The organism is Actinomadura sp. NPDC000600 (assembly GCF_040492135.1).
GTDB lineage: Bacteria > Actinomycetota > Actinomycetes > Streptosporangiales > Streptosporangiaceae > Spirillospora.
This window is the reverse complement of record NZ_JBEUPD010000021.1, coordinates 44,056-70,936: the sequence shown is the minus strand read 5'-3', so window position 1 is coordinate 70,936 and position 26,881 is coordinate 44,056. Positions and strand designations below refer to the sequence as shown.

24 protein-coding genes are annotated in these 26,881 nt (G+C 72.8%); 15 read left to right on the top strand and 9 right to left on the bottom strand.

The window, feature by feature from the left end; translation table 11 throughout:
• Positions 1 to 89 precede the first annotated feature (89 nt).
• Complete coding sequence (locus ABWI07_RS27630) at positions 90 to 1,361, top strand: RNA-guided endonuclease InsQ/TnpB family protein (RefSeq protein ID WP_353820242.1); 1,272 nt, start codon at positions 90 to 92, stop codon at positions 1,359 to 1,361.
• Here ABWI07_RS27630 and ABWI07_RS27625 read toward each other — a convergent pair.
• Complete coding sequence (locus ABWI07_RS27625; protein ID WP_353820241.1) at positions 1,312 to 2,262, bottom strand: metal ABC transporter substrate-binding protein; 951 nt, start codon at positions 2,260 to 2,262, stop codon at positions 1,312 to 1,314. The two genes, ABWI07_RS27630 and ABWI07_RS27625, sit on opposite strands and share 50 nt — an antisense overlap.
• A gap of 32 nt (positions 2,263 to 2,294) precedes the next feature.
• Positions 2,295 to 2,603: a DUF6703 family protein gene (locus tag ABWI07_RS27620; RefSeq protein WP_235036579.1), complete on the bottom strand. Its 309-nt coding sequence runs from the start codon at positions 2,601 to 2,603 to the stop codon at positions 2,295 to 2,297.
• Positions 2,604 to 2,631: 28 nt separating this feature from the next.
• Here ABWI07_RS27620 and ABWI07_RS27615 point away from each other — a divergent pair, with 28 nt between their 5' ends.
• From ABWI07_RS27615 to ABWI07_RS27605, 3 genes are all read left to right on the top strand, one after another.
• On the top strand, positions 2,632 to 2,916 hold the full coding sequence (locus ABWI07_RS27615; RefSeq protein ID WP_149257583.1) for an antibiotic biosynthesis monooxygenase family protein: 285 nt from the start codon (positions 2,632 to 2,634) through the stop codon (positions 2,914 to 2,916).
• Positions 2,917 to 3,081: 165 nt separating this feature from the next.
• Complete coding sequence (locus ABWI07_RS27610) at positions 3,082 to 4,470, top strand: DUF1906 domain-containing protein (RefSeq protein ID WP_149257582.1); 1,389 nt, start codon at positions 3,082 to 3,084, stop codon at positions 4,468 to 4,470.
• A gap of 169 nt (positions 4,471 to 4,639) precedes the next feature.
• Positions 4,640 to 6,028: a glycine--tRNA ligase gene (locus tag ABWI07_RS27605; protein ID WP_149257581.1), complete on the top strand. Its 1,389-nt coding sequence runs from the start codon at positions 4,640 to 4,642 to the stop codon at positions 6,026 to 6,028.
• A gap of 130 nt (positions 6,029 to 6,158) precedes the next feature.
• Here ABWI07_RS27605 and ABWI07_RS27600 read toward each other — a convergent pair whose 3' ends face one another.
• On the bottom strand, positions 6,159 to 6,836 hold the full coding sequence (locus ABWI07_RS27600; RefSeq protein ID WP_149257580.1) for a hypothetical protein: 678 nt from the start codon (positions 6,834 to 6,836) through the stop codon (positions 6,159 to 6,161).
• A 297-nt stretch (positions 6,837 to 7,133) separates the two neighbouring features.
• Between ABWI07_RS27600 and ABWI07_RS27595 the strand changes: the two genes are divergently transcribed.
• Positions 7,134 to 7,577 (top strand): hypothetical protein, encoded by a 444-nt coding sequence (locus ABWI07_RS27595; RefSeq protein ID WP_149257579.1) that lies wholly within the window; start codon positions 7,134 to 7,136, stop codon positions 7,575 to 7,577.
• 63 nt (positions 7,578 to 7,640) lie between these two features.
• Positions 7,641 to 9,911: a protein translocase subunit SecD gene (gene secD, locus ABWI07_RS27590; protein WP_149257578.1), complete on the top strand. Its 2,271-nt coding sequence runs from the start codon at positions 7,641 to 7,643 to the stop codon at positions 9,909 to 9,911.
• 46 nt (positions 9,912 to 9,957) lie between these two features.
• On the opposite strand, the gene ABWI07_RS27585 is transcribed toward secD, so the two are convergent.
• The 3 genes from ABWI07_RS27585 to ABWI07_RS27575 form a co-directional block, all read right to left on the bottom strand.
• A complete protein-coding gene (locus ABWI07_RS27585) occupies positions 9,958 to 11,121 on the bottom strand; it encodes a septum formation family protein (protein ID WP_353820240.1) in 1,164 nt (387 codons plus the stop codon).
• A 212-nt stretch (positions 11,122 to 11,333) separates the two neighbouring features.
• Positions 11,334 to 12,527, bottom strand: coding sequence for a septum formation family protein (locus tag ABWI07_RS27580; RefSeq protein WP_353820239.1), 1,194 nt, complete (start codon positions 12,525 to 12,527; stop codon positions 11,334 to 11,336).
• Positions 12,528 to 12,641: 114 nt separating this feature from the next.
• The gene (locus tag ABWI07_RS27575; RefSeq protein ID WP_235036578.1) at positions 12,642 to 14,528 is read right to left on the bottom strand and encodes a glycoside hydrolase family 15 protein; all 1,887 of its coding nucleotides are present in this window, start codon (positions 14,526 to 14,528) and stop codon (positions 12,642 to 12,644) included.
• A gap of 326 nt (positions 14,529 to 14,854) precedes the next feature.
• Here ABWI07_RS27575 and ppdK point away from each other — a divergent pair, with 326 nt between their 5' ends.
• The 8 genes from ppdK to ABWI07_RS27535 all read left to right on the top strand — a co-directional run bounded on the left by ppdK (position 14,855) and on the right by ABWI07_RS27535 (position 24,403).
• Positions 14,855 to 17,554: a pyruvate, phosphate dikinase gene (gene ppdK, locus ABWI07_RS27570; RefSeq protein WP_149257575.1), complete on the top strand. Its 2,700-nt coding sequence runs from the start codon at positions 14,855 to 14,857 to the stop codon at positions 17,552 to 17,554.
• Between the two features lie 125 nt (positions 17,555 to 17,679).
• Positions 17,680 to 18,528: a YdcF family protein gene (locus tag ABWI07_RS27565; RefSeq protein WP_149257574.1), complete on the top strand. Its 849-nt coding sequence runs from the start codon at positions 17,680 to 17,682 to the stop codon at positions 18,526 to 18,528.
• 33 nt (positions 18,529 to 18,561) lie between these two features.
• Complete coding sequence (locus ABWI07_RS27560; protein WP_353820237.1) at positions 18,562 to 19,836, top strand: deoxyguanosinetriphosphate triphosphohydrolase; 1,275 nt, start codon at positions 18,562 to 18,564, stop codon at positions 19,834 to 19,836.
• A 144-nt stretch (positions 19,837 to 19,980) separates the two neighbouring features.
• The gene (locus ABWI07_RS27555) at positions 19,981 to 21,207 is read left to right on the top strand and encodes an NAD(P)/FAD-dependent oxidoreductase (RefSeq protein WP_353820236.1); all 1,227 of its coding nucleotides are present in this window, start codon (positions 19,981 to 19,983) and stop codon (positions 21,205 to 21,207) included.
• Positions 21,208 to 21,255: 48 nt separating this feature from the next.
• Positions 21,256 to 22,425, top strand: coding sequence for an MFS transporter (locus ABWI07_RS27550; protein ID WP_353820235.1), 1,170 nt, complete (start codon positions 21,256 to 21,258; stop codon positions 22,423 to 22,425).
• 115 nt (positions 22,426 to 22,540) lie between these two features.
• On the top strand, positions 22,541 to 22,993 hold the full coding sequence (locus ABWI07_RS27545) for a GtrA family protein (RefSeq protein ID WP_235036632.1): 453 nt from the start codon (positions 22,541 to 22,543) through the stop codon (positions 22,991 to 22,993).
• A gap of 56 nt (positions 22,994 to 23,049) precedes the next feature.
• On the top strand, positions 23,050 to 23,910 hold the full coding sequence (sigJ, locus tag ABWI07_RS27540; protein ID WP_235036577.1) for an RNA polymerase sigma factor SigJ: 861 nt from the start codon (positions 23,050 to 23,052) through the stop codon (positions 23,908 to 23,910).
• 58 nt (positions 23,911 to 23,968) lie between these two features.
• Complete coding sequence (locus ABWI07_RS27535) at positions 23,969 to 24,403, top strand: carboxymuconolactone decarboxylase family protein (RefSeq protein ID WP_353820234.1); 435 nt, start codon at positions 23,969 to 23,971, stop codon at positions 24,401 to 24,403.
• Between the two features lie 49 nt (positions 24,404 to 24,452).
• Here ABWI07_RS27535 and ABWI07_RS27530 read toward each other — a convergent pair whose 3' ends face one another.
• Positions 24,453 to 25,322, bottom strand: a complete 870-nt coding sequence (locus ABWI07_RS27530; protein ID WP_149257568.1) for an LLM class F420-dependent oxidoreductase — start codon at positions 25,320 to 25,322, stop codon at positions 24,453 to 24,455.
• A gap of 125 nt (positions 25,323 to 25,447) precedes the next feature.
• Between ABWI07_RS27530 and ABWI07_RS27525 the strand changes: the two genes are divergently transcribed.
• Entirely contained in the window at positions 25,448 to 25,837 is a 390-nt protein-coding gene (locus ABWI07_RS27525) for a MerR family transcriptional regulator (RefSeq protein WP_149257567.1), read from the top strand.
• Here the strand turns inward: ABWI07_RS27525 and ABWI07_RS27520 are convergent.
• Both ABWI07_RS27520 and ABWI07_RS27515 read right to left on the bottom strand, forming a co-directional pair.
• Positions 25,789 to 26,214 (bottom strand): hypothetical protein, encoded by a 426-nt coding sequence (locus ABWI07_RS27520; RefSeq protein ID WP_149257566.1) that lies wholly within the window; start codon positions 26,212 to 26,214, stop codon positions 25,789 to 25,791. The genes ABWI07_RS27525 and ABWI07_RS27520 overlap by 49 nt on opposite strands.
• Positions 26,202 to 26,810 carry a TIGR03086 family metal-binding protein gene (locus ABWI07_RS27515; protein ID WP_353820233.1) on the bottom strand — a complete coding sequence of 203 codons (609 nt, stop codon included), beginning with the start codon at positions 26,808 to 26,810 and terminating at the stop codon, positions 26,202 to 26,204. The genes ABWI07_RS27520 and ABWI07_RS27515 overlap by 13 nt, the downstream gene beginning before the upstream one ends.
• Positions 26,811 to 26,881 lie beyond the last annotated feature (71 nt).

Sequence of the window (26,881 nt, the reverse complement as noted above, 5' to 3'; positions counted from 1 at the left end):
GAACGGGCTCCTGCGGAACAGCTCGAGGAAACCGGGACGTTTCGGCGTCCGCCGGGTCGGCTCGGGCCGGGGCTGCTAGAACGTGGGTCATGGCGCGGCAGGTCAGGCGGGCGTTCAAGTACCGCTTCTACCCCACCGGCGAGCAGGCGGCCGAGCTGTCGCGCACGTTCGGGTGCGTGCGGCTGGTGTACAACAAGGCTTTGGAGGAGCGCACCCGGGCCTGGCATTGCGAGCGGCGCCGGATCTCCTACGCGCAGTCGTCGGCCTTGCTGACGCAGTGGAAGAAGACCGAGGAACTGGCCTTCCTGTCCGAGGTGTCGTGCGTGCCGCTGCAGCAGGCGCTGCGGCATCTGCAGACCGCGTTCACCAACTTCTTCGTCAAGCGCGCCGCCTACCCAAGGTTCAAGTCGCGCAAGCGGTCGCGTTGCTCGGCCGAGTACACCCGCAGTGCCTTCACCTGGCGCGACGGGCACATCACGCTGGCGAAGATGACCGCGCCGCTGGACATCCGGTGGTCGCGTCCCCTGCCCGAGGGCGCCGAGCCGAGCACGGTGACCGTGTCGCGCGACAGCGCCGGACGCTGGTTCGTCTCGATCCTGTGCCAGGACACCATCCCGGCCGCTCCCGCCACCGACGCGGCGGTCGGGATCGACACCGGGATCACCTCCCTGGCGGTCCTGTCGACCGGGGAGAAGATCGTTAACCCCCGGCACGAGCGGCGTGACCGCGCCCGCCTGGCCAAGGCGCAGCGGAACCTGGCCCGCAAGGTACCCGGTTCGGCGAATCGGGAGAAGGCTCGCCGGAAGGTGGCGCGGGTGCATGCGCGGATCGCCGACCGGCGCCGTGACTTCCTGCACAAGCTGTCGACCCGTCTCGTCCGTGAGAACCAAACGGTCGTGATCGAAGACCTCGCCGTTGCCAACCTGCTTAACAACCGCACGCTCGCCCGCGCCATCTCCGACGCCGCGTGGGCGGAACTGCGCTCGATGGTGGAGTACAAGTGCGCCTGGTACGGCCGCGACCTGGTCGTGGTCGACCGCTGGTTCCCCTCCACCAAGCTGTGCGGAACCTGCGGCACCGTCCGCGAGGGGCTGCCGCTGGACGTCCGGGAGTGGACGTGCGCGTGCGGCGCGGTGCATGACCGCGACGTGAACGCGGCGCGCAACATCCTGGCCGCAGGGCTGGCGGTGACCGCCTGTGGAGACGGTGTAGGACCTCAACGGGGCACCTCCCGGATGGGGCGGTCGTCGGTGAAGCAGGAAACCCGGCGGGCGACCGCTGGAACCCCCTGCCTTCAGGCGGGAGAAGTAGTCAAGAGCACTCCAGCGCGGGCCGCAGGGCCCGCAGGTTCTGTCGCATGATCGTCAAGTAGTCGCCGGACGCCCCGTCCGCCACGCCCTCGGCCGGGTCGAGCACGGCCGTCCGCACGCCCGCCTCCCGCGCCAGGGCGCCGGCGACCCTCGGGTTCGCCAGTGTCTCGGTGAAGACCGTCGTCGCGCCGGTGGAGGAGACGAGCCGCGCCAGCTCGGCCAGCCTCTTCGGGGACGGCTCGCCGGACGGGTCCACCCCCGCGACCGGGATCTGCCGGAGCCGGTAGCGGTCGGCGAGGTAGCCGAACGCGGCGTGCGCGGTCACGATCTCCCGCCGCGCGCAGGTGGCCAGCCCGTCCCGGAACTCGCGGTCGAGCCCGGTCAGCCCCTGCGCGGTGGAGCGGGCGCGCTCCCGGTAGCCGGCCGCGTGCTCGGGGTCGGCGGCGGCCAGCCGCTCGCCCAGCGCGGTGGCCACGGTCGCCATCCGGCTCGGATCGAGCCAGATGTGCGGGTCGTAGGGCGCCTCCTGGTGCCGAATCCCGTCGTGGGCCTCTTCGTCGTCGGTCTCGCCCGGCGGAGGGAGCTTCGGCACGAGGCTCGCGGCGTCGAGCGACCTGCCCCGCGCGTGCTTGCGGACCGCGTCGTCCACGGCGGGCTGGACGCCCTTGACGTAGACGGCGTAGTCGGCGTCCTCGACGTTCGCGACCTGCCGCGCCGTCAACTCCAGATCGTGCGGCTCGGTTCCGGGCCTGGTGAGGGTCCGGACGGACACGTCGTCGCCGCCGACCTTCCCGGCCAGCCAGGCCATCGGGTAGAAGGACGCGACCACCGCGGTCCTGCTGGGCGGGACGTCCGCGCCCGCGTCGGCGCAGGCCGTCAGGCCCGCCGCCGCGCCGGCCAGGGCGACGGCCGCGGCCGTGGCGGTTCGCAGGGCTGCGCGGATACGGGGCACGTTGCGATTATGGACGAAGATGAAAACGGTTGTCAAAACCGACCGATGCCGCGTCCCAGGGCGAACCCGACCAGAACCACCAGTGCGGCGACGCGCAGGAGCCGTCCCGAGCCGTCCAGCGCGGGCCAGTTCAGGTAGGCGAACCAGCCCAGCGCCGCGGCCAGCGCCAGCAGCCCGGCCGCGGCCACCCAGCCGGTCCCGGCCATGCCGACCACCAGCAGCACGAACACGGCGGCGAGCAGGACCCATCGCGGCAGCCGGTGCAGGAACACCACCGGCGCCGCGCTGCGCCGCTCGACGGCCGCCCGCAGCCCCGTCCCGCGCTCACCTCTCGTCTCCACACGCCCAACGTACTGCCAGGATGGACGGATGATCGCGATAACCCGGTACCGGGTGCCGGAGGAGGAGTCCGGCGGCTTCGCCGAGAGCATGACCGCGGTGCTGGAGGCGCTGGCCGCCAGCACCGGTTTCCGCTCCGGACGCCTCGCCCGGACCGTCGACGACCCCGGCCTGTGGGCCCTCGTCACCGAATGGGACGGGGCGGGGCACTACCGCCGCGCGCTCGGCGCCTACGAGGTGCGGCTCCGGTTCATGCCGCTCGCCGCCCTCGCCGTGGACGAGCCCGGCGCCTACGAGGTGGTCTCCTCGGCCTGAGCGGCCCGCCCCGGCGGCCGCCCGGCGGCGCGCCCGGGCGGCCGCTCCGGAGGCACGGTCAGAACGCGGGAAACCGGTGGTCAAGAAGCGACCCGTCCCGGTTTCGGCGACCCGGTCAAGGTCATCCTTTCCGCACATGATCATGCACTCCGCGGGGGAGATGTGATGCGCCGTGCCGTCCTGTTCAGCGTCTCGTCCGGGGCGGCGGCCGTCGCCGCCGCCCTCACCGTCGCCGGGACGGCCCCCGCGCGGCCCGCGTCCCATCAGGCCGCCGCGCTCACCGGACGGGGGCCGGCGGGCGGCGCGGCGACCGCGCACGGTCCCCGGGTGGTCGAGTACCGGGGGTTGCGCGTCCCCGTCCCGGCCGGCTGGGAGGTGCACCGGCTCGACCGGGAGCCGTCCCGCTGCGTCCGCTACGACCGGCACGCGGTCTACCTCGGCCGCCCCGGCCCGCAGCCGGACTGCCCGGCCCGCGTCGTCGGCCGGACCGAGGCCCTTCACATCCAGCCCGCGGGGAACGGGCGCGCCGCCCGGACCGTGCACGCCCGGAGGCTCGCCTCGCTGACCGTCGCGCGGACCGCCGGCCACGAGACGCGGCTCACCCTCCCCGAGGCCGGTGTCACGATCACGGGCGTGTACGGCACGGATCCGGCGAGGCTCCAGCGGATCCTGCGCGGCACCCGGCTGTCCGGGAAGTGGAAGGCCGGGCCGGGCGCCCGCCGCACCGCCGTCCCCTCGCCGCCGGAGGAGGGCGCCTCCCCCGACGAGGGCGCGGAGTCCGGCGACGGGCCGGCGCCCGTCGGGAGCCCGGAGCCCAGCGGAGGCCCGGTGCCCACCGACGTCCCCTCGCCCAGCCAGGGGACGGCGCTGGAGCGCCCGTGGGTGCGCGGGAGGGGGTTCGACACCTGCACGGCCCCGTCCCTCGCGACCATGAGGGCCTGGCGCCCCTCATTCAAGGTCACCAACATCTACATCGGGGGAGCGGCGCGCGGATGCGCCCAGCCGAACCTCACGGCGTCCTGGGTGAGGCAGGTGCGCGCGATGGGCTACCGCCTCACCGCCACCTACGTGGGCCTCCAGGCGCCGTGCGGCTACCGCCGGCAGCGGTTCACCGCCGGGAACGCCGCGTCGCAGGGCGCCCGGGCCGCCGCGGACGCGGCCCGCAGGGCCAGGGCGCTCGGCATCCCGGAAGGCAATCCGCTCTACTACGACATGGAGGGCTACAGGCACGGGAACAGCGCCTGCAGGGCCGCCGTCCTCCGGTTCGTCGACAACTGGGTCGACCGGCTGAAGTCCGAGGGGTACGTGCCGTGCCTCTACAGCAGCTCCACGTCCGGGATCCGCGACGTGGGCCGGTCCTCGATCAGCAAGCCCTTGGGCATCTGGTTCGCCAACTGGGACGGCCGGGCCAAGGTGTACGGCGACCCCCACCTGCCGGACGGCTGGTGGTCCCCGCACCGCCGCATCAAGCAGTACCGCGGCGGCCACCGGGAGACGCACGGCGGGGTCTCCCTGCTCGTCGACAGCGACATCGCCGACGGGCGCGTTTACTAGGTCCTGTCCAACGGCCCCCGTGCCCTAAGCTGGGGAACACTCTCCGGCGGCGGCGGCGACCGCGCCGGAGCACATCACCGGGGATCACACTCGCCGCCGCCCGCCGTCGCCGCGGGACCGGGGCGCACTCACTGTTCCCGCCGACCGCCAGCCGGATGGAGAATCTCTCATGGCACGCCGTTCCGATGTGCTGGACACGATCGTCAACCTCGCCAAGCGGCGGGGCCTGGTCTACCCGTCGAGCGAGATCTACGGCGGGCTCCGCGCCTCCTGGGACTACGGCCCGCTCGGTGTCGAGCTGAAGAACAACGTCAAGCGCCAGTGGTGGAAGTCGATGGTGCAGGGCCGCGACGACGTCGTCGGCCTCGACTCGTGCGTCATCCTGGCGCGCGAGGTGTGGGAGGCCAGCGGCCACGTCCAGGCGTTCGTCGACCCGCTCACCGAGTGCCAGTCCTGCCACAAGCGCTTCCGGGCCGACCACCTGGAGGAGGCCTACGAGGAGAAGCACGGCCGCCCGCCCGCGAACGGCCTCGCCGACATCACGTGCCCGAACTGCGGCGTGAAGGGCTCGTTCACCGAGCCGAAGATGTTCAACGGGCTGCTCAAGACCTACCTCGGCCCCGTCGAGGACGAGTCGGGCCTGGCCTACCTGCGCCCCGAGACCGCGCAGGGCATCTTCATCAACTACCTGAACGTCCAGCAGTCCGCGCGCCGCAAGGTGCCGTTCGGCATCGGCCAGATCGGCAAGTCGTTCCGCAACGAGATCACGCCCGGCAACTTCATCTTCCGGACCCGCGAGTTCGAGCAGATGGAGATGGAGTTCTTCGTCAAGCCCGGCAGCGACGAGGAATGGCACCAGTACTGGATCGACGAGCGCATGCAGTGGTACGTCGACCTCGGCATCCGCAAGGAGAACCTGCGGCTGTTCGAGCACCCGCAGGAGAAGCTGTCGCACTACTCCAAGCGCACCGTCGACGTGGAGTACCGCTTCGACTTCGTCGGCAGCGAGTGGGGCGAGCTGGAGGGCATCGCCAACCGCACCGACTACGACCTGACGACGCACTCCAAGGCGTCCGGCGCCGACCTGTCGTTCTTCGACCAGGAGTCCGGCGAGCGGTTCACCCCGTACGTGATCGAGCCCGCGGCCGGCGTCGACCGCTGCACGCTCACCTTCATGATGGACGCCTACGCCGAGGACGAGGCGCCGAACGCCAAGGGCAAGCTGGAGAAGCGCGCCGTCATGCGGCTCGACCGGCGGCTCGCCCCGGTGAAGGTCGCGGTGCTGCCGCTGTCGCGCAACACCGACCTGTCCCCGAAGGCCCGCGACCTCGCCGCGCAGCTGCGCCGCAACTGGAACGTCGAGTTCGACGACGCCGGCGCCATCGGCCGCCGCTACCGCCGCCAGGACGAGATCGGCACCCCGTTCTGCGTCACCGTGGACTTCGACACCCTGGAGGACGACGCGGTGACCGTCCGGGAGCGCGACACGATGAGCCAGGAGCGCATCGCGATCAGCCAGGTCGAGTCGTTCCTCGCCGCGCAGCTCGTCGGCTGCTGACCCGGCTTCGGGGCCGAGGGCCCCGGTGACGACGTGACGGGCCGCCCCATATCGGGGCGGCCCGCTTTCCTGGGAGCACGTACTGGGAGGGGCCCTGCCGCCTCCTGGGGAGCTCCGTTCCGGCCTCCCGTCAGCTCGTGACGTAGAGGGCCTGGTCGTAGGTGCCGGATCCGGCGACCGACTCGCCGCGCAGCGCGTACGTGGCGGTCACGGTGGCGGTGGACGGGCAGAGGAAGCTGCTGCCCGACTGCTTGTTGACCGTGGCGTTCTGCACGCCGACCTGCGCGTCGCCGCTGGAGGTGACGGGCCGCGAGGCGTTGTCGCCGTTGTAGCCGTTGGCGGTGAGGTTGCCGCCGAACACGCAGGTGATGCCGCCGAAGATGTTCACCACGGCCTTCACCTTGAAGTTGGCGATCGTGACGGTGGCGTCCCGGCCGCCGGTGTGGTTGGGGTCGTAGGTGACGTTGCCGCCCGTCCACGGCAGGCTCTGCGCGGTGATCGTCGAGCTGGTGCTGCCGCTGCAGGGGCCGCCGCCGTCGCCGGTGAAGGTCGCCGAGCTGACGTTGAGTCCGCTGCCGTCCGAGCTGATGGCGCCGGTCATCGTCGACTGGCTGCAGGAGCCGCCGCCGAGCGAGCTGCTGACCGTCGCGGTGCCGAGCAGCGAGGCCTGCACGTTGCCGGAGTAGGCAGCGGCCGTGGCCGAGCCCTTGCGGATGGTGGTGCCCGCGGCGTACGCGGGGGCGACCCCCGCGGCGAGGACGGCCAGCGCGGCGGTCCCGACGATCGCGGTCTGTCTGATTCGTGCCACCGGATACTCCTCTGTCCGGTTCGGGGTGGGCATACGCGAAAGTAATTCGCATAAATGGCGCAGGCAATGGCGGGCGGTCGACTGCGGCGTGGCCGGATCGGGACACTCGCCAGTGTCTGCTGGTAAGGCCGGGTGCGCGGGGGAGGGCAAGGGCTTTGTCACGCAACCCCTTCTTGACGAGCCTGCTTTCACGCTTTCGCCTGCCAGGTCAGGGTGCGCGCCGCCCGGAGGAAAGTGGGCTAGGTTGGCGGGAACGGCCGGGCGAGCGGCCGCCGGAGACCTGGGAGGGAGGGCGGAATGGGCGACGAGCGCCACCCCGCCTTCCGCCGTCCCGTCGCCCGGCTGCTCGTCGTCGTGCTCGGCCTCCTCGGCTTCGTCGCCGGACCGGTCGGCGCCGGCGTCCCGGCCGGCGCGGGCGCGCCGGGCAGGGCGCCCTCCACCGGGACGGTCTCCGGCGTCCGCGCCGGGGTGGTGCAACAGGCGCCGTCCCGCACCCGGCTCTCCGGCAAGCAGCGCGCGGCCGGGCGTACGCAGACCGCGATCGCCGCCGCCGCGCTCCACGCGGCGGGGGCGGCGGCGCCGAGCGCCCAGCCCGAGCACGCGACGCTCCCGGCGTCCGGCGCCGCGACCGAGCCGCGGTCCGGACGCCTCGTCCGGGCCGCCGCCGCGCACGTCCCGCCCGACGTCGCGCCGAGGGGCGCCCCGCGCGGGCGCGCTCCGCCCGCCTCCACAGGGATCTGAGTTCTCCGTCCCCGGTGCCGCACGCCCGCGTGCGGTGCCGTAGCCCCTGTGTGGAGGTTCCCCTTGACTCGCGCCAACGTGGTGCGGGCGGTACTGGCGTTCGCCGTGCTCGCCACATCGTTCTACTTCGCCTGGTCCAAACCCGCCCGCCTCGGCCTCGACCTCCGCGGCGGCACCCAGATCGTCCTGGAGACGCAGGACTCCCCGACCGTGAAGGCCGACCGGGAGTCCACCGACCGCGCCCGCGAGGTGCTGCACCGGCGCGTCGACGCGCTCGGGGTCGCCGAGTCGTCCATCACCCGGTCCGGGGACCGGCGGCTGATCGTCGAGCTGCCGGACGTCCAGGACCCGACCCGCGCCGCCGAGGCCATCGGCAAGACCGCGCAGCTCACCGCCCATCCGGTGCTGGCCGGGGGCGGCGCGCCGGCCAAGGGGCAGCAGCAGATCCCGGATGAGAGCGGGCAGCAGATCCTCATCGGCCCCGCCGCGCTCACCGGCGCCGGGATCGGCTCGGCGAGCGCCTCCTACGACCCGCAGAACCTCGGCGGCTGGGCCGTCGACGTCAAGTTCAAGGGCGGCGGGGGCGCCACCTGGGAGCGGCTGACCGCCAAGGCCGCCTGCGCGGTCGGCGACGAGCGCCGCGTCGCCATCGTCCTGGACGGCAAGGTGATCTCCTCGCCGCAGGTCACCGAGAGCGTCGCCTGCGGCGTCGGCATCACCGGCGGCTCCACCCAGATCACCGGGGACTTCAGCCCGGACGAGGCCAAGGACCTCGCGGCGCTCATCCAGGGCGGCTCGCTGCCCGTCCCGGTGAAGATCATCGAGCAGCGGGTGGTCGGCCCGACGCTCGGCGACGAGGCGATCGACGCCAGCGCCCGCGCCGCCGTCATCGGCATCCTGCTGACCGGCCTGTTCATCGTGGCCGTCTACCGGCTGGCCGGCCTGCTCGCCACGGTCGCGCTCGCCGGGTACGCGCTGATCTCCTACGGCGCCCTCGTCGCCGTCGGCGCCACCCTGACGCTGCCGGGCCTCGCCGGGTTCGTCCTGGCCATCGGCATGGCGATCGACGCCAACGTGCTGGCCTTCGAACGCGCGCGGGAGGAGCGGGCCGCGGCGCCGGGCCGCGGCGCGCGGGCGGCGCTGGCCGTCGGGTTCGACAAGGCCTGGTCCGCGATCGCCGACTCGGCCGTCACGACCCTGCTGGCCGGTGGCCTGCTGTTCTTCCTGGCCTCCGGGCCGGTCCGGGGCTTCGGCGTCACGCTGACCATCGGCGTGCTGGGCTCCCTCGTCTCCGCGATGCTGCTGAGCCGGGTCCTCACCGACGCCGCCGCCGCGCGCATGCCGAGGCTCAGCAAGGGCAGGGCGGGCGGCCTCGGCGGCTCCGGCCGCATCCGGTCGTGGCTGGAGAACAGCGGCCCCGACATCATGAAGCGCAGCCGGCTCTGGCTGGGCCTGTCCGCGCTCGCCGTCGTCCTCGCGGTCACGGGGATCTTCGCCCGCGGCCTGAACTTCGGCGTGGAGTTCACCGGCGGCCGCCTGGTCGAGTACTCCACCAGCAGGCACGTCGACATCGACACCGCCCGCGCCGCCGTCGCCGACGCCGGGTTCCCGCGCGCCGTCGTCCAGACCTCGGGGAAGGACGACATCTCCGTCCGGACGTCCGACCTGGGCAACGCGGAGGAGAAGCGCATCCAGGACGCCCTCGCGAAGGAGGGCGGCGGCGCCGTCAAGCAGCGCGACGAGCTGATCGGCCCCAGCCTCGGCGACGAGCTGCGGACCAAGGCGCTCATCGCCCTCGCCGTGGCCCTGCTGGCCCAGCTCGCCTACCTGACGATCCGGTTCCGGTGGACGTTCGCGGCGGGCTCGGTCCTCGCGATGTTCCACGACATCACGATCGTCACCGGGGTCTTCGCCTGGCTCGGCAAGCCGATCGACGGCGTCTTCCTCGCCGCGCTGCTCACGATCATCGGCTACTCGGTGAACGACTCGGTGGTCGTGTTCGACCGCGTCCGGGAGATGTGGACGGCGAACCCGAAGGGCCGGTTCGCCGACATCGCGAACCGGGGCACCCTGCAGACCGTCCCGCGGACGATCAACACCGGGGTGGGCGCCCTGTTCATCCTGGCGGCCCTGGCCGTCCTCGGCGGCGACTCCCTGACGGACTTCGCCGTCGCGCTCCTGATCGGCATCGTCGTCGGCACCTACTCCAGCGTCTTCACCGCGACGCCGCTGGCGGTGGTGCTGGAGCGCCGCACGAAGGCTCCGCCGCCCCAGCCGAAGCAGAAGTCCAGGCCCGCCCGCCGCACCCCCGACGACTCGGGCGCCGTCGTCTGACCCCGTCCGGGCCGCCGCCCGCTGTGGCGGCGGCCCGGCGGGGACGTCACTTCTTCGGCACGAACGACCGCTTGAGCGGCCCGTTCCTGCCCGTGATCAGGCAGTACACGTCCCGATTGCCGGATTCCCAGCTCTCCTTGGTCGGCGCCGAGTACGTGGGGTCGACCTTGTCCAGCGGCGGGTCGCTCTTCCAGACCTTCACCGCGCGCTCCGCGCAGCCCTCCAGGATCATCTCGTCGAGTCTCTTGTCTCCCGGGTACTCCTTGCCCCGCAGCCTGTACGTCGCCAGCACCTGGTACTGATGCGGCAGATCGCAATCCACGACCGGAGGGGCCATGTACTCGTCCCACTTCTCCAGGCAGTCGCCCTGCTCGAAATCCGTCTCGTACTTGGGGACGATGAAGGCGCGGTCGAGCGGTGCGGTGAGCGTGTTGTTCTCGCCGACGTAGACGAGCGTGCACGTCACGGTCCGCTTCCCGCTCTCCCAGTCCTTGCGCCCGGGGACCTCGGCCCGTGGGTCGAAATCCTTGGCCGTGACCCTCTTCACGCTGTCCGGGGTTCGTTCCTTGCACAGCGCCGCCGCTTGGGCCGTGAGCCGCTGGACTCCTGGGAACGGCCCGGCGGGCAGCGCCGCCTCGGCGACCACCTCACCGTTGTGGGGGTTGGCACAGGGGCTGGGATACACGTAGTGGTCGGCCGAGTCATGGGTCTGCGCCGTGAAGCAGTCGCCCACCTTCAAGGTCGACGGCAGCACGTACCCGTCCCGGCGGCGCGGGTCGGATTCCCCGTCTTCGGCCGAGAACAGCGAATCGCCGAACAGCGCCGCGACGACCGCCGCCGCCGCGAGCCACGCCGCCGAGGCGCCGAGCCCGCCGAGAGCGAGGCCCGTGCCCCTGCCTCCCCGGCGGCGGAGTTGGACGAGCGCGGCGACGGCGAACGCGATCGAGAGCAGCGCCAGGCCGACAATGCCGGTGACCAGGGCGGCGATGGCGAACCGGTTCGTCCGCGGCCGGACGGGCCGCTCGTCGCCGCCGGAAGGACGCTCCGGACCGTCCTCCGGCGGGGGCTCGTGCGCGGTGTCCGCCGGCGGGGTCTCGTCCGTCGGGCCGGGCGCGACGTCCGCGTCGGATGTGAGCGTGTCGGGAGGTGCCCAGTCGGGGCTCGGAGCGGAGGCGTCCGAGATGTCGTCAGGGGATGGTGGCGTGGTCACGGCGAAACGGTAGGCTGGACAATTGGTAAAAGCCGGGCTTTTCGGCGGTCGTCGCCGAGTCGTGATCAAGGAATCCCGTGGCCGGGGACGGTCCCGGCCACGGGCGCGGGGGGCAGGCGAGGGGCGGCTGGTCCTCAGGGTTGTCGGCCCATCGGATCCCGGTGAACGACTCGGTGGTCGTGTTCGACCGCGTCCGGTAGCCGGCGGGGACGTCACTTCTTCGGCACGAACGACCGCTTGAGCGGCCCGTTGCCCGCGATCAGGCAGTACACGTCCCGATAGCCGCGTCTCCACTCCTGCTCGGTCGGAGTGGAGAACGTGGGGTAGACGCCGTCGGGCGGCGAATCGCTCCCCCAGATGTCCGCCGCCCGCTTCGCGCAGCCCTTCGAGACCATCTTCTCGAGTTTCCCTCTGCCCGGGTACTCCTTGCCCTGGAGCTTGTACGTCGCCAGTACCTGGAACTTATGCGGCCGGTCGCAGTCCACGACCGGAGGGGTCATGCTCTCGTCCCATTTCTCCAGGCATTCGCCCTGCTCGAACATCGCCTCGTGCCGGGGAGTGATCACGGCGCGGCTGAGGGGAGTGATGAGCGACTTGCCCTCGCCGACGTACTTGCCCTCGCCGACGTAGACGAGCGTGCACGTCACAGTCCGCTTCCCGTTCTCCCAGTCCTTGCGCTTGGGAAGCTCGGCCCGCGCGTCGAAATCGTCGTCCACGACTTTTTTCACGTTGTCCGGGGTGCGTTCCTTGCACAGCGCCGCCGCCTGGGCGGCGAGCCGTCCGACTCCGGGGAAGGGGCCGGCGGGGAGCGTCGGCTTGGCCACCACCTCACCGTTGTGGGGGCTGTCACAGCGGCTGGGAAACACGTTCGGATCGGCCGAGTCACGGGTCTGCGCCGTGAAGCAGTCACCCACCTTCAGGGTCGACGACAGCACGTAGCCGTCCCGCTGGCTCGGGTCGGCCTCTCCTTCTCCGGCCGAGAACAGCGAGTCGCCGAACAGCGCCGCGATGATCGCCGCTGCCGCGAGCCAGGCCGCCGAGGCGCCGAGCCCGCCGAGTGCGAGGCCCCTGCCGCGGCCTCCCCGGCGGCGGATCTGCACCAGGGCGGCGACGGCGAAGGCGATCGCGAACAGGACCAGGCCCACGGCACCGGTGACCAGGGCGGCGATGGCGAAGCCGTTCGTCCGCGCCCGATCGGGCCGCTCGCCCGCGATGGGCGAGGGTTCCGGACCGTCCGCGGGCGAGGTCTCGTCCGCGCCGTCCGCCGGCGAGGCCGCGTCGGCCGGGCCGGGCGTGGCGTCCGTGTCGGACGTGGGCGTGTCGGACGTGGGCCTGTCGGGAGGTGCCCAGGCGGGGTCCGTCGCGGGGCCGTCCGGGACGTCGTCAGGAGATGGTGGCGTGGTCACGGCGAAACGGTAGGCCGGACAATCGGCAAAAAACCCGCCCTCCGGGCGGTCGTCGCCGAGTCGTGATCAAGGGACCCCGTGGCCGGGGACGGTCCCGGCCACGGGTGCGGGGGGTCAGGCGAGGGGCGGCTGGTCCTCGGGGTTCTCGGCCCTGATCACCTGCATGACGGCGTTGATCAGCGCCAGGTGGGTGAAGGCCTGCGGGAAGTTGCCGAGGTGGCGGCCGGTGTGCGGGTCGATCTCCTCGGCGTACAGCTGCAGCGGGCTCGCGTAGGACAGCAGCTTCTCGCACAGGGCGCGGGCCCGCTCCAGCTCGCCGATCATCACCAGGGTGCTGACCAGCCAGAAGGAGCAGATCGTGAAGGTGCCCTCGTCCGACTCGAAGCCGTCGTCGGTCTCCGCCGCGCGGTAGCGCAGGACGAGGTCGTCCTCCGACAGCTCGTCGGCGATGGCGAGGACGGTCTCCCGGACGCGCTTGTCGTCGGCGGGCAGGAAGCCGAGCAGCGGGATCAGCAGCGCCGAGGCGTCCAGCGCCGTCGCGCCGTAGTGGGCGGTGAAGACGCCGCGCTCGTCCAGCGCGTTGGCGAGCACGTCGGCGTGGATCTCGTCGGCCGCGGCCTGCCAGCGGCGCGCCCGCTCCTGGTCGCCGCGGATGCGCGCGAGCCGCGCCCCGCGGTCGGCAGCGACCCAGCAGAACACCTTGGACGAGGTGAAGTGCTGCGGCTCGCCGCGCACCTCCCACATGCCGCAGTCGGGCGTCCGCCAGTTGGCCAGGGCGTCCTCGACCTGCTTGACGACGATCTTCCAGAGCCGGTCGTCGAGCCGGTCCCGCTTGCGCACGAACAGGTAGATGGAGCCGATGATCGCGCCCCACACGTCGTGCTGCGCCTGCATGTACGCCTCGTTGCCGATGCGCACCGGGCGGGCGTTGTCGTAGCCGGTGAGGTGGTCGAGCGTGGACTCGGGCAGCTCCTCCCGGCCGTCCAGCCCGTACATGATCTGCAGCTTGCCCTCGGCGGCCTCGGCGACGTCGGTGATGAAGTAGAAGAAGTCGTTGGCCTCCCAGTCGTAGCCGAGCGTGTAGAACGCCCACAGCGCCATGGTGGAGTCGCGGATCCAGGTGTAGCGGTAGTCCCAGTTCCGGTCGCCGCCCGGCGCCTCCGGCAGCGACGTGGTCGCCGCCGCGGCCACCGCGCCGGACGGCGCGAACGTCAGGCCCTTCAGGGTGAGCGCGCTGCGCTGCAGGTGGCTGCGCCACGGGTGGTCGGGGAAGCGGCCCCGGTCGAGCCAGTGCTGCCAGTGGTGGACCGTCCAGACGAGCCGGTCCTGCGCCTCCTCCCACGACGAGGGCGCCGCGTGCTCGCTCCAGGACAGCGCGACGAACCGGGACTCGCCCTGCTTCAGCAGCGTCCGCGACGTGGCGAGCGACCCCTCGAAACCGACGTTCATGTCGGTGGTGAGCCGCAGCCCGACGCCGTTGCCGCGCGCGGCGGCCTCGTGGTAGCCGGAGCCGGTGTGCTCCCAGCGCGCCGGCGTCTGCCCGTAGTCGAACACCGGCATGCAGTCGAGCCGGACCTGGACCTGCCCGTTCACGCAGCGCACCATCCGCAGCAGGACGTGGTCGGCGTCGTAGTCGGTCGGCGCCCTGCGGTGCGTGTGGGACCGTTCCGTCTCGTGGTGCCAGGGCCCCATGAGGAGCGCGTCCGTCACGACGAGCCAGCCGCCGTGCACCCACCAGGTGGTCTCCATCACCATGGTCCCGGGGATGTAGCGCTGCGCGGCGGGCACCTCCACGCCCGCCGGGCCGACCCGGAAGTATCCGGCGTCGCGGTCCAGGATGGAGCCGAACACGCTCGGCGAGTCCATCCTGGGCAGGCACATCCACTCGATGTTTCCGCTGGGGGCGACCAGGGCGGTCGTCTCGCAGTCGGACAGGAACCCGAAATCGGCGATGGGGGCGAACGGGTCTCCCGCTCGGCCGCCGGCGACCTTCGGCCTCACAACGTCACCTCCTTGATTCATCATTCCCTCTCCCGCGCAGTGGGTACGTCATGGGTGCGCGCCGCTCCCGGGGCGGGGGGTGCCCGGGGCGGCGGTTTGTGGCGGTGTGTCCTTGGTCTCCCTATTGGAATAGACCATTATCCGCGGTCTGACCTGCGACAACGCTCCTCGGCGCACCGGGCGCCGAGCAAGTCCCGAGTTCGCGGGTACAGTCCCGGCAAACAGGGCAGCGGACCCGCCGCCCGGGGTGGTGCGACGCCGCGCCGCCCCGCGGGCGCGGGCCCGGTACTGCCACTGGGTGGAACCGGAGCGAGAAGGAGCTCCCCGTGCCGAAGTTCGTGTACGACTTCACTGAGGGAAACAAGGACCTCAAGGACCTCCTGGGGGGCAAGGGCGCCAACCTGGCCGAGATGACCAATCTCGGGCTGCCCGTGCCGCCGGGGTTCACGATCACGACCGAGGCCTGCCGGCACTACCTCGAGCACGGGAGCCTGCCCGAGGGACTGGCGGACGAGGTGAACCGGCACCTGGCCGACCTGGAGTCGGCGATGGGCAAGAAGCTCGGCCAGAGCGACGACCCGCTCCTGGTCAGCGTGCGGTCCGGCGCCAAGTTCAGCATGCCGGGCATGATGGAGACCGTCCTCAACGTCGGGTTGAACGACGAGTCCGTGCACGGCCTCGCCACGCAGGCCGGCGACGAGCGGTTCGCCTGGGACTCCTACCGCCGGCTGATCCAGATGTTCGGCAAGACCGTCCTGGACATCGACGGCGACCTGTTCGAGGACGCCGTCGAGGACGTCAAGCGGGCCCGGGGCAGCGACGACGACGGGGACCTGACCGCCGAGGACTTCAAGGAGCTCGTCGACCGGTTCAAGGTCATCGTACGGGAGAAGGCGGGCCGCGACTTCCCGACCGACCCGCGCGAGCAGATGGACCTGGCCGTCAAGGCGGTGTTCGACTCCTGGAACGCGCCCCGCGCCATCCTCTACCGGCGGCAGGAGCGCATCCCCGTCGACCTCGGCACCGCCGTCAACATCTGCTCGATGGTCTTCGGCAACATGGGCCTGGACTCGGGGACGGGCGTCGCCTTCACCCGCGACCCCGCGTCCGGCCAGCAGGGCATCTACGGCGACTACCTGCAGAACGCCCAGGGCGAGGACGTCGTCGCGGGCATCCGCAACACCGTCCCGCTGAAAGAGCTGGAGCGCATCGACAAGGCGTCCTATGACCGGCTTCTCGAGATCATGGAGACGCTCGAGAACCACTACCGCGACATGTGCGACATCGAGTTCACGATCGAGCGCGGGAAGCTGTGGATGCTGCAGACCCGGGTCGGCAAGCGGACCGCCGGCGCGGCGTTCCGGATCGCCTGCCAGCTGCTCGACCAGGGGCTCATCGACCTGGACGAGGCCGCCCGCCGCGTGACCGGCGACCAGCTCGCCCAGCTCATGTTCCCCCGCTTCACGGCCAAGGTGGACGGGGTCAAGAAGCTCACCAAGGGCATGAACGCCTCCCCGGGCGCGGCCGTCGGCAAGGCGGTGTTCACCTCCGAGCGCGCCGTGGAGCTGGCCGACCGGGGCGAGGACGTGATCCTCGTCCGCCGCGAGACCAACCCCGACGACCTCGCCGGCATGGTCGCCGCCAGGGGCGTCCTGACCTCCCGCGGCGGCAAGACCTCGCACGCCGCCGTCGTCGCCCGCGGCATGGGCAAGACCTGCGTCTGCGGCGCCGAGGAGCTCGACGTCGACGTCAAGGACGGGCACTTCACCGCGCCCGGCGGCGTCACGGTCAGGGAGGGCGACGTCATCTCGATCGACGGGTCGTCCGGCGACGTCTACCTCGGCGAGGTGCCCGTCGAGGACTCGCCCGTCGTCCGCTACTTCGAGGGGCAGCTGACGGCCGAGGACGGCGACGACCTCGTCAAGGCCGTGCACCGCGTCATGGAGCACGCCGACGCGCGGGCCGCGCTGAAGGTCCGCGCGAACTCCGACAACCCGGAGGACTCGGCGCGCGCCCGCCGGTTCGGCGCGGCCGGCATCGGGCTGTGCCGCACCGAGCACATGTTCCTCGGCGACCGGCGGCAGCTCGTCGAGAAGCTCATCCTCGCCGAGGACGTCGACGAGCGGCAGGCCGCGCTGGACGCCCTGGAGCCGCTGCAGAAGAGCGACTTCGAGGGCATCTTCGAGGCCATGGACGGACTGCCCGTCACGATCCGGCTCATCGACCCGCCGCTGCACGAGTTCCTCCCCGACATCACCGAGCTGTCGGTCAGGGTCGCGCTCGCGGGCGACGAAGCGGACGCCAAGGACCGGAGACTGCTCGAGGCAGTCAACCGACTGCACGAGCAGAACCCTATGCTGGGCCTGCGCGGAGTGCGGCTCGGTTTGGTGATTCCCGGCCTGTTCGCCATGCAGGTGCGCGCGATCGCCGAGGCCGCGGCGGACCGCAGGCGGGCGGGCGGCGACCCGCGCCCGGAGATCATGATCCCGCTGGTCGGCGCCGTCCAGGAGCTGGAGGCCGTCCGCGACGAGGCGCGCGGCATCCTGGCGGCGGTCAAGGAGTCGAGCGGGGTGGACGTCCCGGCGCTGATCGGCACGATGATCGAGCTGCCCCGGGCCGCGCTGACCGCCGGGCAGATCGCCGAGGCCGCCGAGTTCTTCTCCTTCGGCACCAACGACCTCACCCAGACGACCTGGGGCTTCTCCCGGGACGACGTCGAGGCGGCGTTCTTCTCCCGCTACCTGGACCTCGGGATCTTCGGGGTGTCGCCGTTCGAGACCCTCGACCGCGAGGGCGTCGGCAGGCTCGTGCGCATCGCCGCCGAGGAGGGCCGCAAGGCGCGTCCCGGCCTCAAGCTCGGCATCTGCGGCGAGCACGGCGGCGACCCCGACTCGGTGCACTTCTGCCACGAGGTGGGCCTCGACTACGTGTCCTGCTCGCCGTTCCGCATCCCCGTCGCCCGGCTGGAGGCGGGCCGCGCGGCCATCGAGGCCGCGGACGCCTCCGGCGGCAGCGACAGCCGCTGACGTCCCCCCGGCGGCCGGCCACCGCGCCTCCGGCACGGCCGCCGGGACCGATGTGGGACGGATGACACGCCGTCCTGGCGAACCTCGGGCGCGTGCCGCACCATCTCACTAACGTGTCCGATGCGATGACGGTGGAAGCGGAGTTGCCGGAGTTCAGGCCGGAAGACGACGAGGCGGACGGGCCCGACGAGCGGGCGGGCGGGCCGCGGCGGAGCCGTGGGCGCGGCAGGTGGCGCCGGTCGCCCTGGTTCAGGGTGCCCGCCGGCGTTCTCATCGGGCTGCTGGCGGTCGCGGTGCTGACGCCCCTCACGGTCGGGGCGCGGATCTGGTACCAGGCCCGCCAGGACGAGCGGCCCCGCTCCGACGCGATCATCGTGCTGGGCGCCGCGCAGTACAACGGGGTGCCGTCCCCGACGCTGAAATGGCGGCTCCAGCACGCCCTGGAGCTGTACCGCGCCGGCGTCGCGCCGGCCATCGTCACGGTCGGCGGCAAGGCGCCCGGCGACAACTACACCGAGGCCGGCGCCGGCCGCAGCTGGCTGATCGGCAAGGGCGGGGTGCCCGCCTCCAAGGTCTTCGCGGTGCCGGTCGGGCGCGACACGCTGGAGAGCATGAAGGCCGTCGGCAAGGAGTTCGACCGGCACCACTGGTCCTCGGGCGTGATCGTCACCGACCCGTGGCACGGGCTGCGCTCCAAGAAGATGGCCGAGGACAGCGGGATCAAGGCCGCCGCGTCGCCGACCCGCAGCGGCCCGAGCGTGCAGACCCGCGACACCCAGTTCCACTACATCGTCCGCGAGACCGGCGGGTACCTGTCCTACGTGCTGCTGGGCAAGAGCGTCCAGGTGCCGGACGAGACCATCAAGCGGATCCACATCGACCCGTCCGGGACGCCCTCCTCGTCGCAGGCCCCGCCCTCCTCGGCGGGCCCCTCCGCGTCGTCGGCCCCTTCCTCCTCGCCGCCGGGCCGCTGAGGCCCCCGGCGGCCCTTTACCCTGGATAGGGACATGACGATCAACACGACCCCGGGCTACGACGCCCGCGCCAGGGAGCGCTGGGCGCCCGAGCCCCCCAAGCGCCGCGACCGCACGGCGTTCGAACGCGACCGGGCCCGCGTCCTGCACAGCGCCGCGCTGCGCCGGCTGGCCGCCAAGACGCAGGTGGCCTCGCCCGGCGCCGACGCCGCGGCCGACACGGTGCAGAGCCTGCGCACCCGCCTCACCCACTCCCTGGAGTGCGCGCAGGTCGGCCGCGAGCTGGGCAAGTCCCTCGGCTGCGACCCCGACCTGGTGGAGACGGCCTGCCTGTCCCACGACATCGGGCACCCGCCGTTCGGCCACAACGGCGAGTACGCGCTCGACATCGTCGCGCGCGACTGCGGCGGGTTCGAGGGCAACGCGCAGAGCCTGCGCGTGCTGACCAGGCTGGAGCCCAAGTCGTTCGCGGCGGACGGCCCGCCCCTGCACGGCCGCAGCGTCGGCCTCAACCTGACCCGCGCCGCGCTGGACGCCGCGATGAAGTACCCGTGGTCCCAGGCCGAGGCGGTGAACGGCAAGTTCGGCGTCTACGACGACGACGCGGACGTGGCGCGCTGGGTGCGCGACGGCGCCGAGCCGGGCCGCACCTGCTTCGAGGCCCAGGTCATGGACTGGAGCGACGACGTCGCCTACTCCGTCCACGACCTGGAGGACGCGCTGGTCGCCGGGCACGTCGACTTCGTCCGGCTCGCCGACCCCGGCGAGCGCCGCCTCGTCGCCGCCACGGCGGCCAAGCTGTACTGCCCCGACGCCGGCCAGGCCGAGCTGGAGGAGCGCTTCGCCGCGCTGCTCGCCGAGCCGTACTGGCCCGACCGCTACGACGGCACGCCCCGCAGCCTCGCCGCCCTCAAGAACCTGACCAGCACGCTGATCGGCCGGTTCTGCCTGGCCGCCGAGGCCGCCACGCGCGAGGCCTACGGCGACCGCCCGCTCACCCGCTACGCCGCCGAACTGATCGTCCCGCGCGCGCAGCGGCTGGAGAACGCCCTGCTCAAGGGCATCACGGCGCACTACGTGTGGATCAGCCACGAGGAGGTCAGGGCCCGCCAGCGGACGCTGATCACCGAGCTGGCGGAGATGATGCTCGCGGGCGCCCCGGACACGCTCGACCCGGGCTTCCGCGACGCGTTCGTGGACGCCGGCGACGACGCGGCCCGGCTGCGCGCCGTGATCGACCAGATCGCCTCGCTGACCGACCTGTCGGCGATGGCCCGCCACCGCATGCTGGGCGGACGCGGGTACTGACCAGGGGCCGCGGGTGCGGCCGCCCGGCCGCGGTCCGGGCGCGGGCCGCGGGGAGGAATCCGCCCCGACGCGCCAGACGATGCCCCTTGTCTCGTTACAGAGGCCACTGTAGGGATAGCTACAGGTCAACTACAGGAGGTCGCCATGCCCGAGGAGACGTTCGTCATCGCCGGCGCCGGCCTGGCCGGGGCCAAGGCGGCGGAGACGCTCCGGGAGGAGGGCTTCTCGGGCAGGGTGCTGCTGGTCGGCGAGGAGATCGAGCGGCCGTACGAGCGGCCCCCGCTGTCCAAGGGGTACCTGCTGGACAAGGAGCCCCGGGAGAAGGCCCACGTCCACGAGGCCGACTGGTACGACAAGCACGACGTGGAGCTGCGGACGGGCACGTCCGTCGCGTCCATCGACCGGGGCGCGCACCAGGTGCGGCTGTCCACCGGGGAGCCGGTGTCCTACGACAGGCTGCTGCTGGCGACGGGCGCCTCCCCGCGGCGGCTGGACGTGCCGGGGTCCAAGCTCCAGGGCATCCACTACCTGCGGACGATGGCCGACTCGGCGGCGCTGAAACAGGCGCTGGCGCCCGGCGGCCGCCGGGTCGTGGTGGCCGGGGCGGGCTGGATCGGGCTGGAGACGGCGGCGGCCGCCCGCGCGCACGGCAACGAGGTGACGGTCATCGAGCCCGAGCCGGTGCCGCTGCACGCCGCGATGGGGCCCGAGCTCGGCGGCATGTTCGCCGACCTGCACCGCGAGCACGGCGCCGTCCTGCGGATGGACGAGGGCGTGGCCGGGTTCTGGGGCGCCGGGCAGGTGTCGGCCGTGGTGACCTCCGGCGGCGCCGAGGTGCCCGCGGACGTCGTGGTCGTCGGCATCGGCGTGCGGCCCAACAGCGGGCTCGCGGAGCGGGCCGGGCTGGAGGTGTCCGACGGGATCCTGGTCGACCAGTCGCTGCGCACGTCCGACCCGGACGTCTACGCGGCCGGGGACGTCGCCAACGCCTACAACCCGCTGCTCGGCCGCCGGATCCGCGTGGAGCACTGGGCGAACGCGCTGAACGGCGGGCCCGCCGCGGCCCGGGCGATGCTCGGCCGGGACGTCGTCTACGACCGGGTGCCGTACTTCTTCAGCGACCAGTACGACCTCGGCATGGAGATGTCGGGCGTCGCGGCGCCGGGGGAGTACGACGAGGTCGTGTACCGCGGGGACGTCCCGGGGCGGGAGTTCGTCGCGTTCTGGCTGTCGGAGGGCCGGGTCGTCGCCGGCATGAACGTCAACGTGTGGGACGTCACCGGGGACGTCCAGGCGCTGATCCGCTCCGGTCGCCCGGTGGACGCCGCCCGGCTCGCCGACCCGGGGGTGCCGCTCGCGGAACTGGCGTGACGCGGCCGGGCCCCGGCCCGGTCGCGTAAGCCACGTACAGTCTGCCGAGTGGTCACCGAGAAGATCGCGGTGCCGGCCCGCGCGCGCCTCGCGGTGACGCTGGCGTTCGCCGCGCACGGCCTGCTCGGCGCCGCCTGGGTCGCCCGCATCCCCCAGATCAAGGAGCATCTCGGGCTGAGCGAGGGCACGATGGGCGTGGCGCTGCTCGGCGCGCCCGTGGGCGTCGTCGCGGCCGTCCGGTTCGCGGGGCGCGTCATCGGCCGGTGGGGCAGCCGCGCGACGACGGTCGCCGCCGGGGTCGCCGGGGCGCTGTCGCTGGTCCCCCTCGGCCTCGCCTGGAACCTCGGCGCGCTGGTCCTCTCGCTCCTCCTGCTGGGCGCGTCGCTCGGCCTGATGGACGTGGGGATGAACGCCCAGGGCGTCGCCGTCGAGCGCGGCTACGGGCGCCCGCTGATGTCCGGGCTGCACGGCTCCTACAGCATCGGGACGCTGCTGGCGGCGCTGGCCGGGGCGGCGGCCGCGCACGCGGGCGTCCCCGTCCCGCTGCACCTGGCGGCCGCGGCGGCCGTGCTGATCGCCGTGCTGGCCTCCGGCTGCCGGGGCCTGCTGGACCGCTCCGCCGACGAGCCGCCCGAGCCGCACGAGGACGCCGCCGCCTCCGCGCGGTCCCCGCGCCTGCCGCTGATCATGCTCGGCGTGATCGGGCTGTGCTCGTTCGTCGGCGAGGGCGCCATGGCCGACTGGAGCGCGATCTACCTGCGGGAGGACCTCGGCACCGGCCCCGGCGTGGCCGGGCTCGGCTACGCCGGGTGCGCGGTGGCGATGACCGTGGGGCGGCTCACCGGAGACCAGGTCGTCGCGCGCTTCGGGCCCGTCCCGGTGCTGCGGGGCGGGTCGCTGGTGGCCGCGCTGGGGCTCGGCCTCGGGCTCGCCGCGGGCGACCCGACGGCGGCGGTGGCCGGATTCACGCTGTTCGGCCTCGGCGTCGCGGTCGTGGCGCCCGTCACCTTCAGCGCGGCCGGCAACATCCCCGGCGTCCCGGCCGCGACCGGGATCTCCCGGGTCACCGGGGTCGGGTACCTGGGCCTGCTCGGCGGCCCGCCCGTCATCGGGTTCGTCGCCCAGGGCGTGGGCCTGGCATGGGCGCTGGCCGTGCCCGTCGCGCTGGTCGGGCTGATCGTCCTGCTCGCCCCGGCCGCGGTGACGGCCGAGCGGTGACCCTGCCGTTTCCGGCGGGACGCCGAAGGCGCGACGGTAACGGTGGGTCACGGATCTTTGGGGTTACGACCTTCGTATATGTCCTACTCAGGTAAGGTCTGGGCGAGTGAGCACCATGCAGCGGTCGCGACCGGCGAAAACGGTCCCGCCCGCCCCGGCGTTCCGGACATTCCTGAGCGAGCTGCTCAGCTTCGGTTTCGTGGGATGCCTCGGCACGCTGATCATGATCTTCGGCGCCAACCTGATGCGCGCGTGGCTCGGCGGCAGCCCGGTCACGAGCGTCGTCGTGCCGACCGTGGTGTCCACCCTGTCCTCCTACCTGCTCAACCGGTTCTGGACGTTCCGGCACCGCGACAGCGACGGCTCCGGCCGGGAGGTCGCGATCTTCTTCGCGCTGAACGGCGTCGGGCTGCTGATCCAGGTGCTGTGCACCGGCTTCACCTACTACACCCTCGGCCTGCACGGCGGGATCGCCTACAACCTGGGGCTCCTCGCGGGGGTCGGCCTCGGCTCGGCGTTCCGCTACTGGTCGTACAAGAAGTGGGTCTTCACTCCCGCGGCGGCATGAAACCGCGGCCTCGCGAGTTGTCTCCCACGGAAGCCAAGCCGAAGCACGGAGCGGGCGTGAGCCGACTCGACGAGGAATGGGCCGAGCACAGGCCCGCGGTGTTCGGCGCCGCGTACCGGATCACCGGGAGCGTCGCGGACGCCGAGGACATCACCCAGGACGTGTGGCTGCGCGCCTCCGCGCACGAGCCGCTGGACGACGTCCGCGACCTGCGCGCCTGGCTGGTCACGGTGGCGGCGCGCCGCGCCTACGACGTGCTCGGGTCGGCCCACGCGCGGCGCGTCGACTACGTCGGGCCGTGGCTGCCCGAGCCGCTGCTCACCGGACCGGACGCCGCCGAGCCGGTGCTCGTGGACGAGACGGCCGGCACCGCGATGCTCGTGGTGATGGAGGAGCTGTCGCCGCCGGAGCGCGTCGCGTTCGTCCTGCACCAGGCGTTCGAGGTGCCCTACGAGCAGATCGCCGGGGTGCTCGGCAGGTCGGCCGCCGCGTGCCGGCAGCTCGCCTCCCGCGCCCGGCGCAAGATCGCCGCGGCGCTGCCGGCACGCCCGGCCCCGGCGCCGGAGCGGGACAGGGTGCTGGAGGCCTTCCGGTCCGCCTACGAGCGCGGCGACGAGGCCGCGCTGCTGGCGCTGCTGGACCCGGACGCCACCTACACCACCGACGGCGGCGGGCACGTCTTCGCCGCCCGCAAGGTCATCGCCGGGGCGGGCCGGGTGGCGACCGCCCTGCTTCGCGTCGGCGCGCGCAACGCGTTCCGGCTGGAGTTCGCGGAGGTCAACGGCCGCCGCGAGCTGCTGGTGCGGCGGGAGGGCCGGCTGGCCGCGGTCGACACCGTGGAGGTCGCGGACGGCCGCATCACCGCCGTCCGCCGGGTCCTCAACCCCCGCAAGCTCGCGTCCCTGCGCGGAGTCTGAACCGGGCCGTCACACGCTCTCCGGGAGCGTCGTCTCCCTGGCGACGAAGGGAGAACGCATGGCACGCATGCTCCTGCAGGAGGCCTCGCCGGAGGTCCACGCGGGCTTCATGAAGATCGCCGCGGTGATCCGCCGGGGGCCGCTGGACCACCGGGTGCAGGAACTGGTCAAGATCAGGGCGTCCCAGCTGAACGGCTGCGCGTTCTGCGTGGACCGGCACACCGGGGACGCCCGCGCGGCGGGGGAGGACGAGCGGCGCATCCACCACCTCACGGTGTGGCGCGAGTCGCCGCTCTACAGCGACGCCGAGCGCGCGGCGCTCGGCTACACCGAGGCCGTGACGCGGCGCGAGCCGGTGAGCGACGAGCTGTGGGAGACGCTCCGCAAGCACTACCCGGAGCGCGAGCTCGGCGACCTCGCCGGGCTGGTCTCGCTGATCAACGCGCTGAACCTGTTCGGCGTCCCGCTGCACCTGCGGCCGCCGCTCGACTGAGCCGGCCGTCCCGCGCGCCGCTCCGCACCGCGGCGCGCGGGACGGGGGCTCAGCGGCCCGCCGGGACGATCTTCTCGGTCTGGGCGAGGGCCTCGGCGAGGATGCCCGGGAGGTCCTGCCCGGTGCCCTGGGAGAAGATCACGTGGTCGATGCCGCGCTCGGCGAGCCGTCCGACGGTGTCGACGGCGGCGCCGACCGAGGGCGTGCCGGTGAAGAAGGTCAGGGCCGTCTTCTCGATCTCGGTGTGGTCGCGGCCCTCGCGCTCGCAGTGCTCCCGCAGGACGTCCAGCTTGCGGGGCAGTTCGTCGCCGTCGAAGATGTTGCACGCGTCGGCGTACTTCGCCACGAACCGCAGCGTCTTCTTCTCGCCGCCGCCCCCGATGAGGATCGGGGGGTGCGGGCGCCGCAGCGCGGGCGGGGAGTTGATCGGGCGCTCCAGCGTGTAGTGCCCGCCCTCGAACGCCGACTCGTCGCCCTCCCACATCCGGTGGGCGATGCGCAGCGTGTCCTCCAGCCGCTCGAACCGCTCGGCGGTCGGCGGGAAGGGGACGCCGAGGCCGCGCGACTCCTCGTCGTTCCAGGCCGCGCCGATGCCGAGCCACGCGCGCCCGCCCGACAGGACGTCCAGCGTGGTCACGGTCTTGACCAGGATGCCGGGATGCCGGTAGGTGACCCCGGTGACCATCGTCCCGAGCGTGATCCGCTCGGTCAGCGCCGCCGCGTACGCGAGCGCGGAGTAGGCCTCCAGCATGGGGTCCTCCGGCGGGCCCACCATCTCGATCTGGAAGAAGTGGTCCATCACCCAGAGCGAGTGCAGCCCGCCCTGGTCGGCCTCGCGGGCGACGCGGCCGAACGTCGGGCCGATCTGCTCGGGCCCTCCGGGGAAGGTGAAGCTCGGAACCTGCAGTCCAATGCGCATGGCAGTCCTTCGCGTGCTTCGCGGTGTGCGTCTCCTTCCACTCTGCGACCTGGAGCGCGCTCCAGGTCAAATCACGCCCGCCGGACGTTGACCTGGAGTGCGCTCCAGGTGCGATCCTGGGACGCGTGAGCTCCTACTCTCCAGGCGAGACCGCCGAGAAGAGCGGTTTCAGCATCGACACGTTGCGTTACTACGAGAAGATCGGGCTGCTGTCCGGCATCGCGCGGAACGCGTCGGGACGGCGCGTGTTCACCGACGACGACCTGCAGTGGCTCTGGATGCTGCGCTGCCTGCGCGGCACCGGGATGCCGATAGCCGAGATGCTGCGCTACTCCGAGCTGGCCCGCGGCGGCGCCGAGACCGTCCAGGAGCGGCTCGAACTGCTCCAGGCACACGACCGCCGGGTCGAGGAGCAGATCGCCACGCTGCGCGCGCAGCAGGAGCAGATCAAGATGAAGATCGGCTTCTACCGCGAGGCGTCGACGATCTGCGGCGCGGCGCCCTCCTCGAACTGAGCGAGGACGCGCTCCGCGCGCGCCCACGTCTCCGCTGGCTCGAAGGCTTCCGTCTGCCAGGTGCCGGCGCGGATCGTCCCGCGCCGCCGGAACCCGCGCATGACGGCGACATGCGGCGGCCAGGCGACGAAGCCGCGCAGCGCGGCCTCGTCCGTCCACACCGAGACGGAGCCGCACCTGCGCCGGCGGAGGTCGGTCCACAGCCACAGGCCGACGGCGCCCTCCAGTTCCGGCCACGACCGGCGCAGCGCCATCCCCGCGCGGAAGGCTCTCGCCAGGTCGAGCGGACGCGCGCAGGTGAAGTCGGTGACGCTGACGAGGACCGGGCCGGTCGCCCGGACCGGCCCGGCGCGCCACGCCGTCCTCAGCAGCGCCATGAGGGGTCCCGGCCGAGGAGGGCGAGCAGGCGGTCCCGCGGCTCCGCGCCGTCCGAGGAGGGGACGGACGGGGCGAACGAGTCGCCGGGGCCCCGGCCCTCCTCGGGGACGATCGCGGCGACCCTGAGGGACGCCTCCACGAGTTCGCCGGACGGCTCCCAGGCGGCGCCGATCGAGGCGGCGACGTCCCAGGCGTGCACGACCAGGTCGACGAAGTGGAAGCTGATGGCCAGCGAGGCGGGGAAGGCGCCGCCGTCGCGGATCTCGGGAAGGGACAGCTCGGCGTCGAGGGCCACGCCGGCGAAGGTGTCCGCCACGAGGCCGGCGGACGCCCGCGCGGCCGCGTAGGGGTCGTCGCCGAGGTCGCCGCCGCGCCACTCCGACAGCCGCGCGCCGCCGCCCCGGGCGGCGGCCGCGAAGCCCTCGTCCTGGCTCACCTGGTGGCGCAGCAGGCCGTGCAGCGTCCAGTCGGGGCAGGGCGTCGGAAGGCGCAGCGCGTCCGGCTCCACCTGCGCGACGACGGACAGGTAGAGATCGGCCGCCTTCCGGTCGAGCGGCCGGAAGTCGGTCGTGAGCAGTTCGGTCAACAGGTCCATGCGGCCACGCTAGGGACCCGTAGAGGCCCAGGTACAGGTCCAAAATTGCGCCGAATGACTGAGCCGATTTA

Coding starts and splice junctions, on each gene's coding strand:
- ABWI07_RS27630 (WP_353820242.1), top strand. CDS start 90: ATGGCGCGGCAGGTCAGGCGGGCGTTCAAGTACCGCTTCTACCCCACC.
- ABWI07_RS27615 (WP_149257583.1), top strand. CDS start 2,632: ATGATCGCGATAACCCGGTACCGGGTGCCGGAGGAGGAGTCCGGCGGC.
- ABWI07_RS27610 (WP_149257582.1), top strand. CDS start 3,082: ATGCGCCGTGCCGTCCTGTTCAGCGTCTCGTCCGGGGCGGCGGCCGTC.
- ABWI07_RS27605 (WP_149257581.1), top strand. CDS start 4,640: ATGGCACGCCGTTCCGATGTGCTGGACACGATCGTCAACCTCGCCAAG.
- ABWI07_RS27595 (WP_149257579.1), top strand. CDS start 7,134: ATGGGCGACGAGCGCCACCCCGCCTTCCGCCGTCCCGTCGCCCGGCTG.
- ABWI07_RS27565 (WP_149257574.1), top strand. CDS start 17,680: ATGACGGTGGAAGCGGAGTTGCCGGAGTTCAGGCCGGAAGACGACGAG.
- ABWI07_RS27560 (WP_353820237.1), top strand. CDS start 18,562: ATGACGATCAACACGACCCCGGGCTACGACGCCCGCGCCAGGGAGCGC.
- ABWI07_RS27555 (WP_353820236.1), top strand. CDS start 19,981: ATGCCCGAGGAGACGTTCGTCATCGCCGGCGCCGGCCTGGCCGGGGCC.
- ABWI07_RS27545 (WP_235036632.1), top strand. CDS start 22,541: ATGCAGCGGTCGCGACCGGCGAAAACGGTCCCGCCCGCCCCGGCGTTC.
- ABWI07_RS27535 (WP_353820234.1), top strand. CDS start 23,969: ATGGCACGCATGCTCCTGCAGGAGGCCTCGCCGGAGGTCCACGCGGGC.
- ABWI07_RS27530 (WP_149257568.1), bottom strand. CDS start 25,322: ATGCGCATTGGACTGCAGGTTCCGAGCTTCACCTTCCCCGGAGGGCCC.
- ABWI07_RS27520 (WP_149257566.1), bottom strand. CDS start 26,214: ATGGCGCTGCTGAGGACGGCGTGGCGCGCCGGGCCGGTCCGGGCGACC.
- ABWI07_RS27515 (WP_353820233.1), bottom strand. CDS start 26,810: ATGGACCTGTTGACCGAACTGCTCACGACCGACTTCCGGCCGCTCGAC.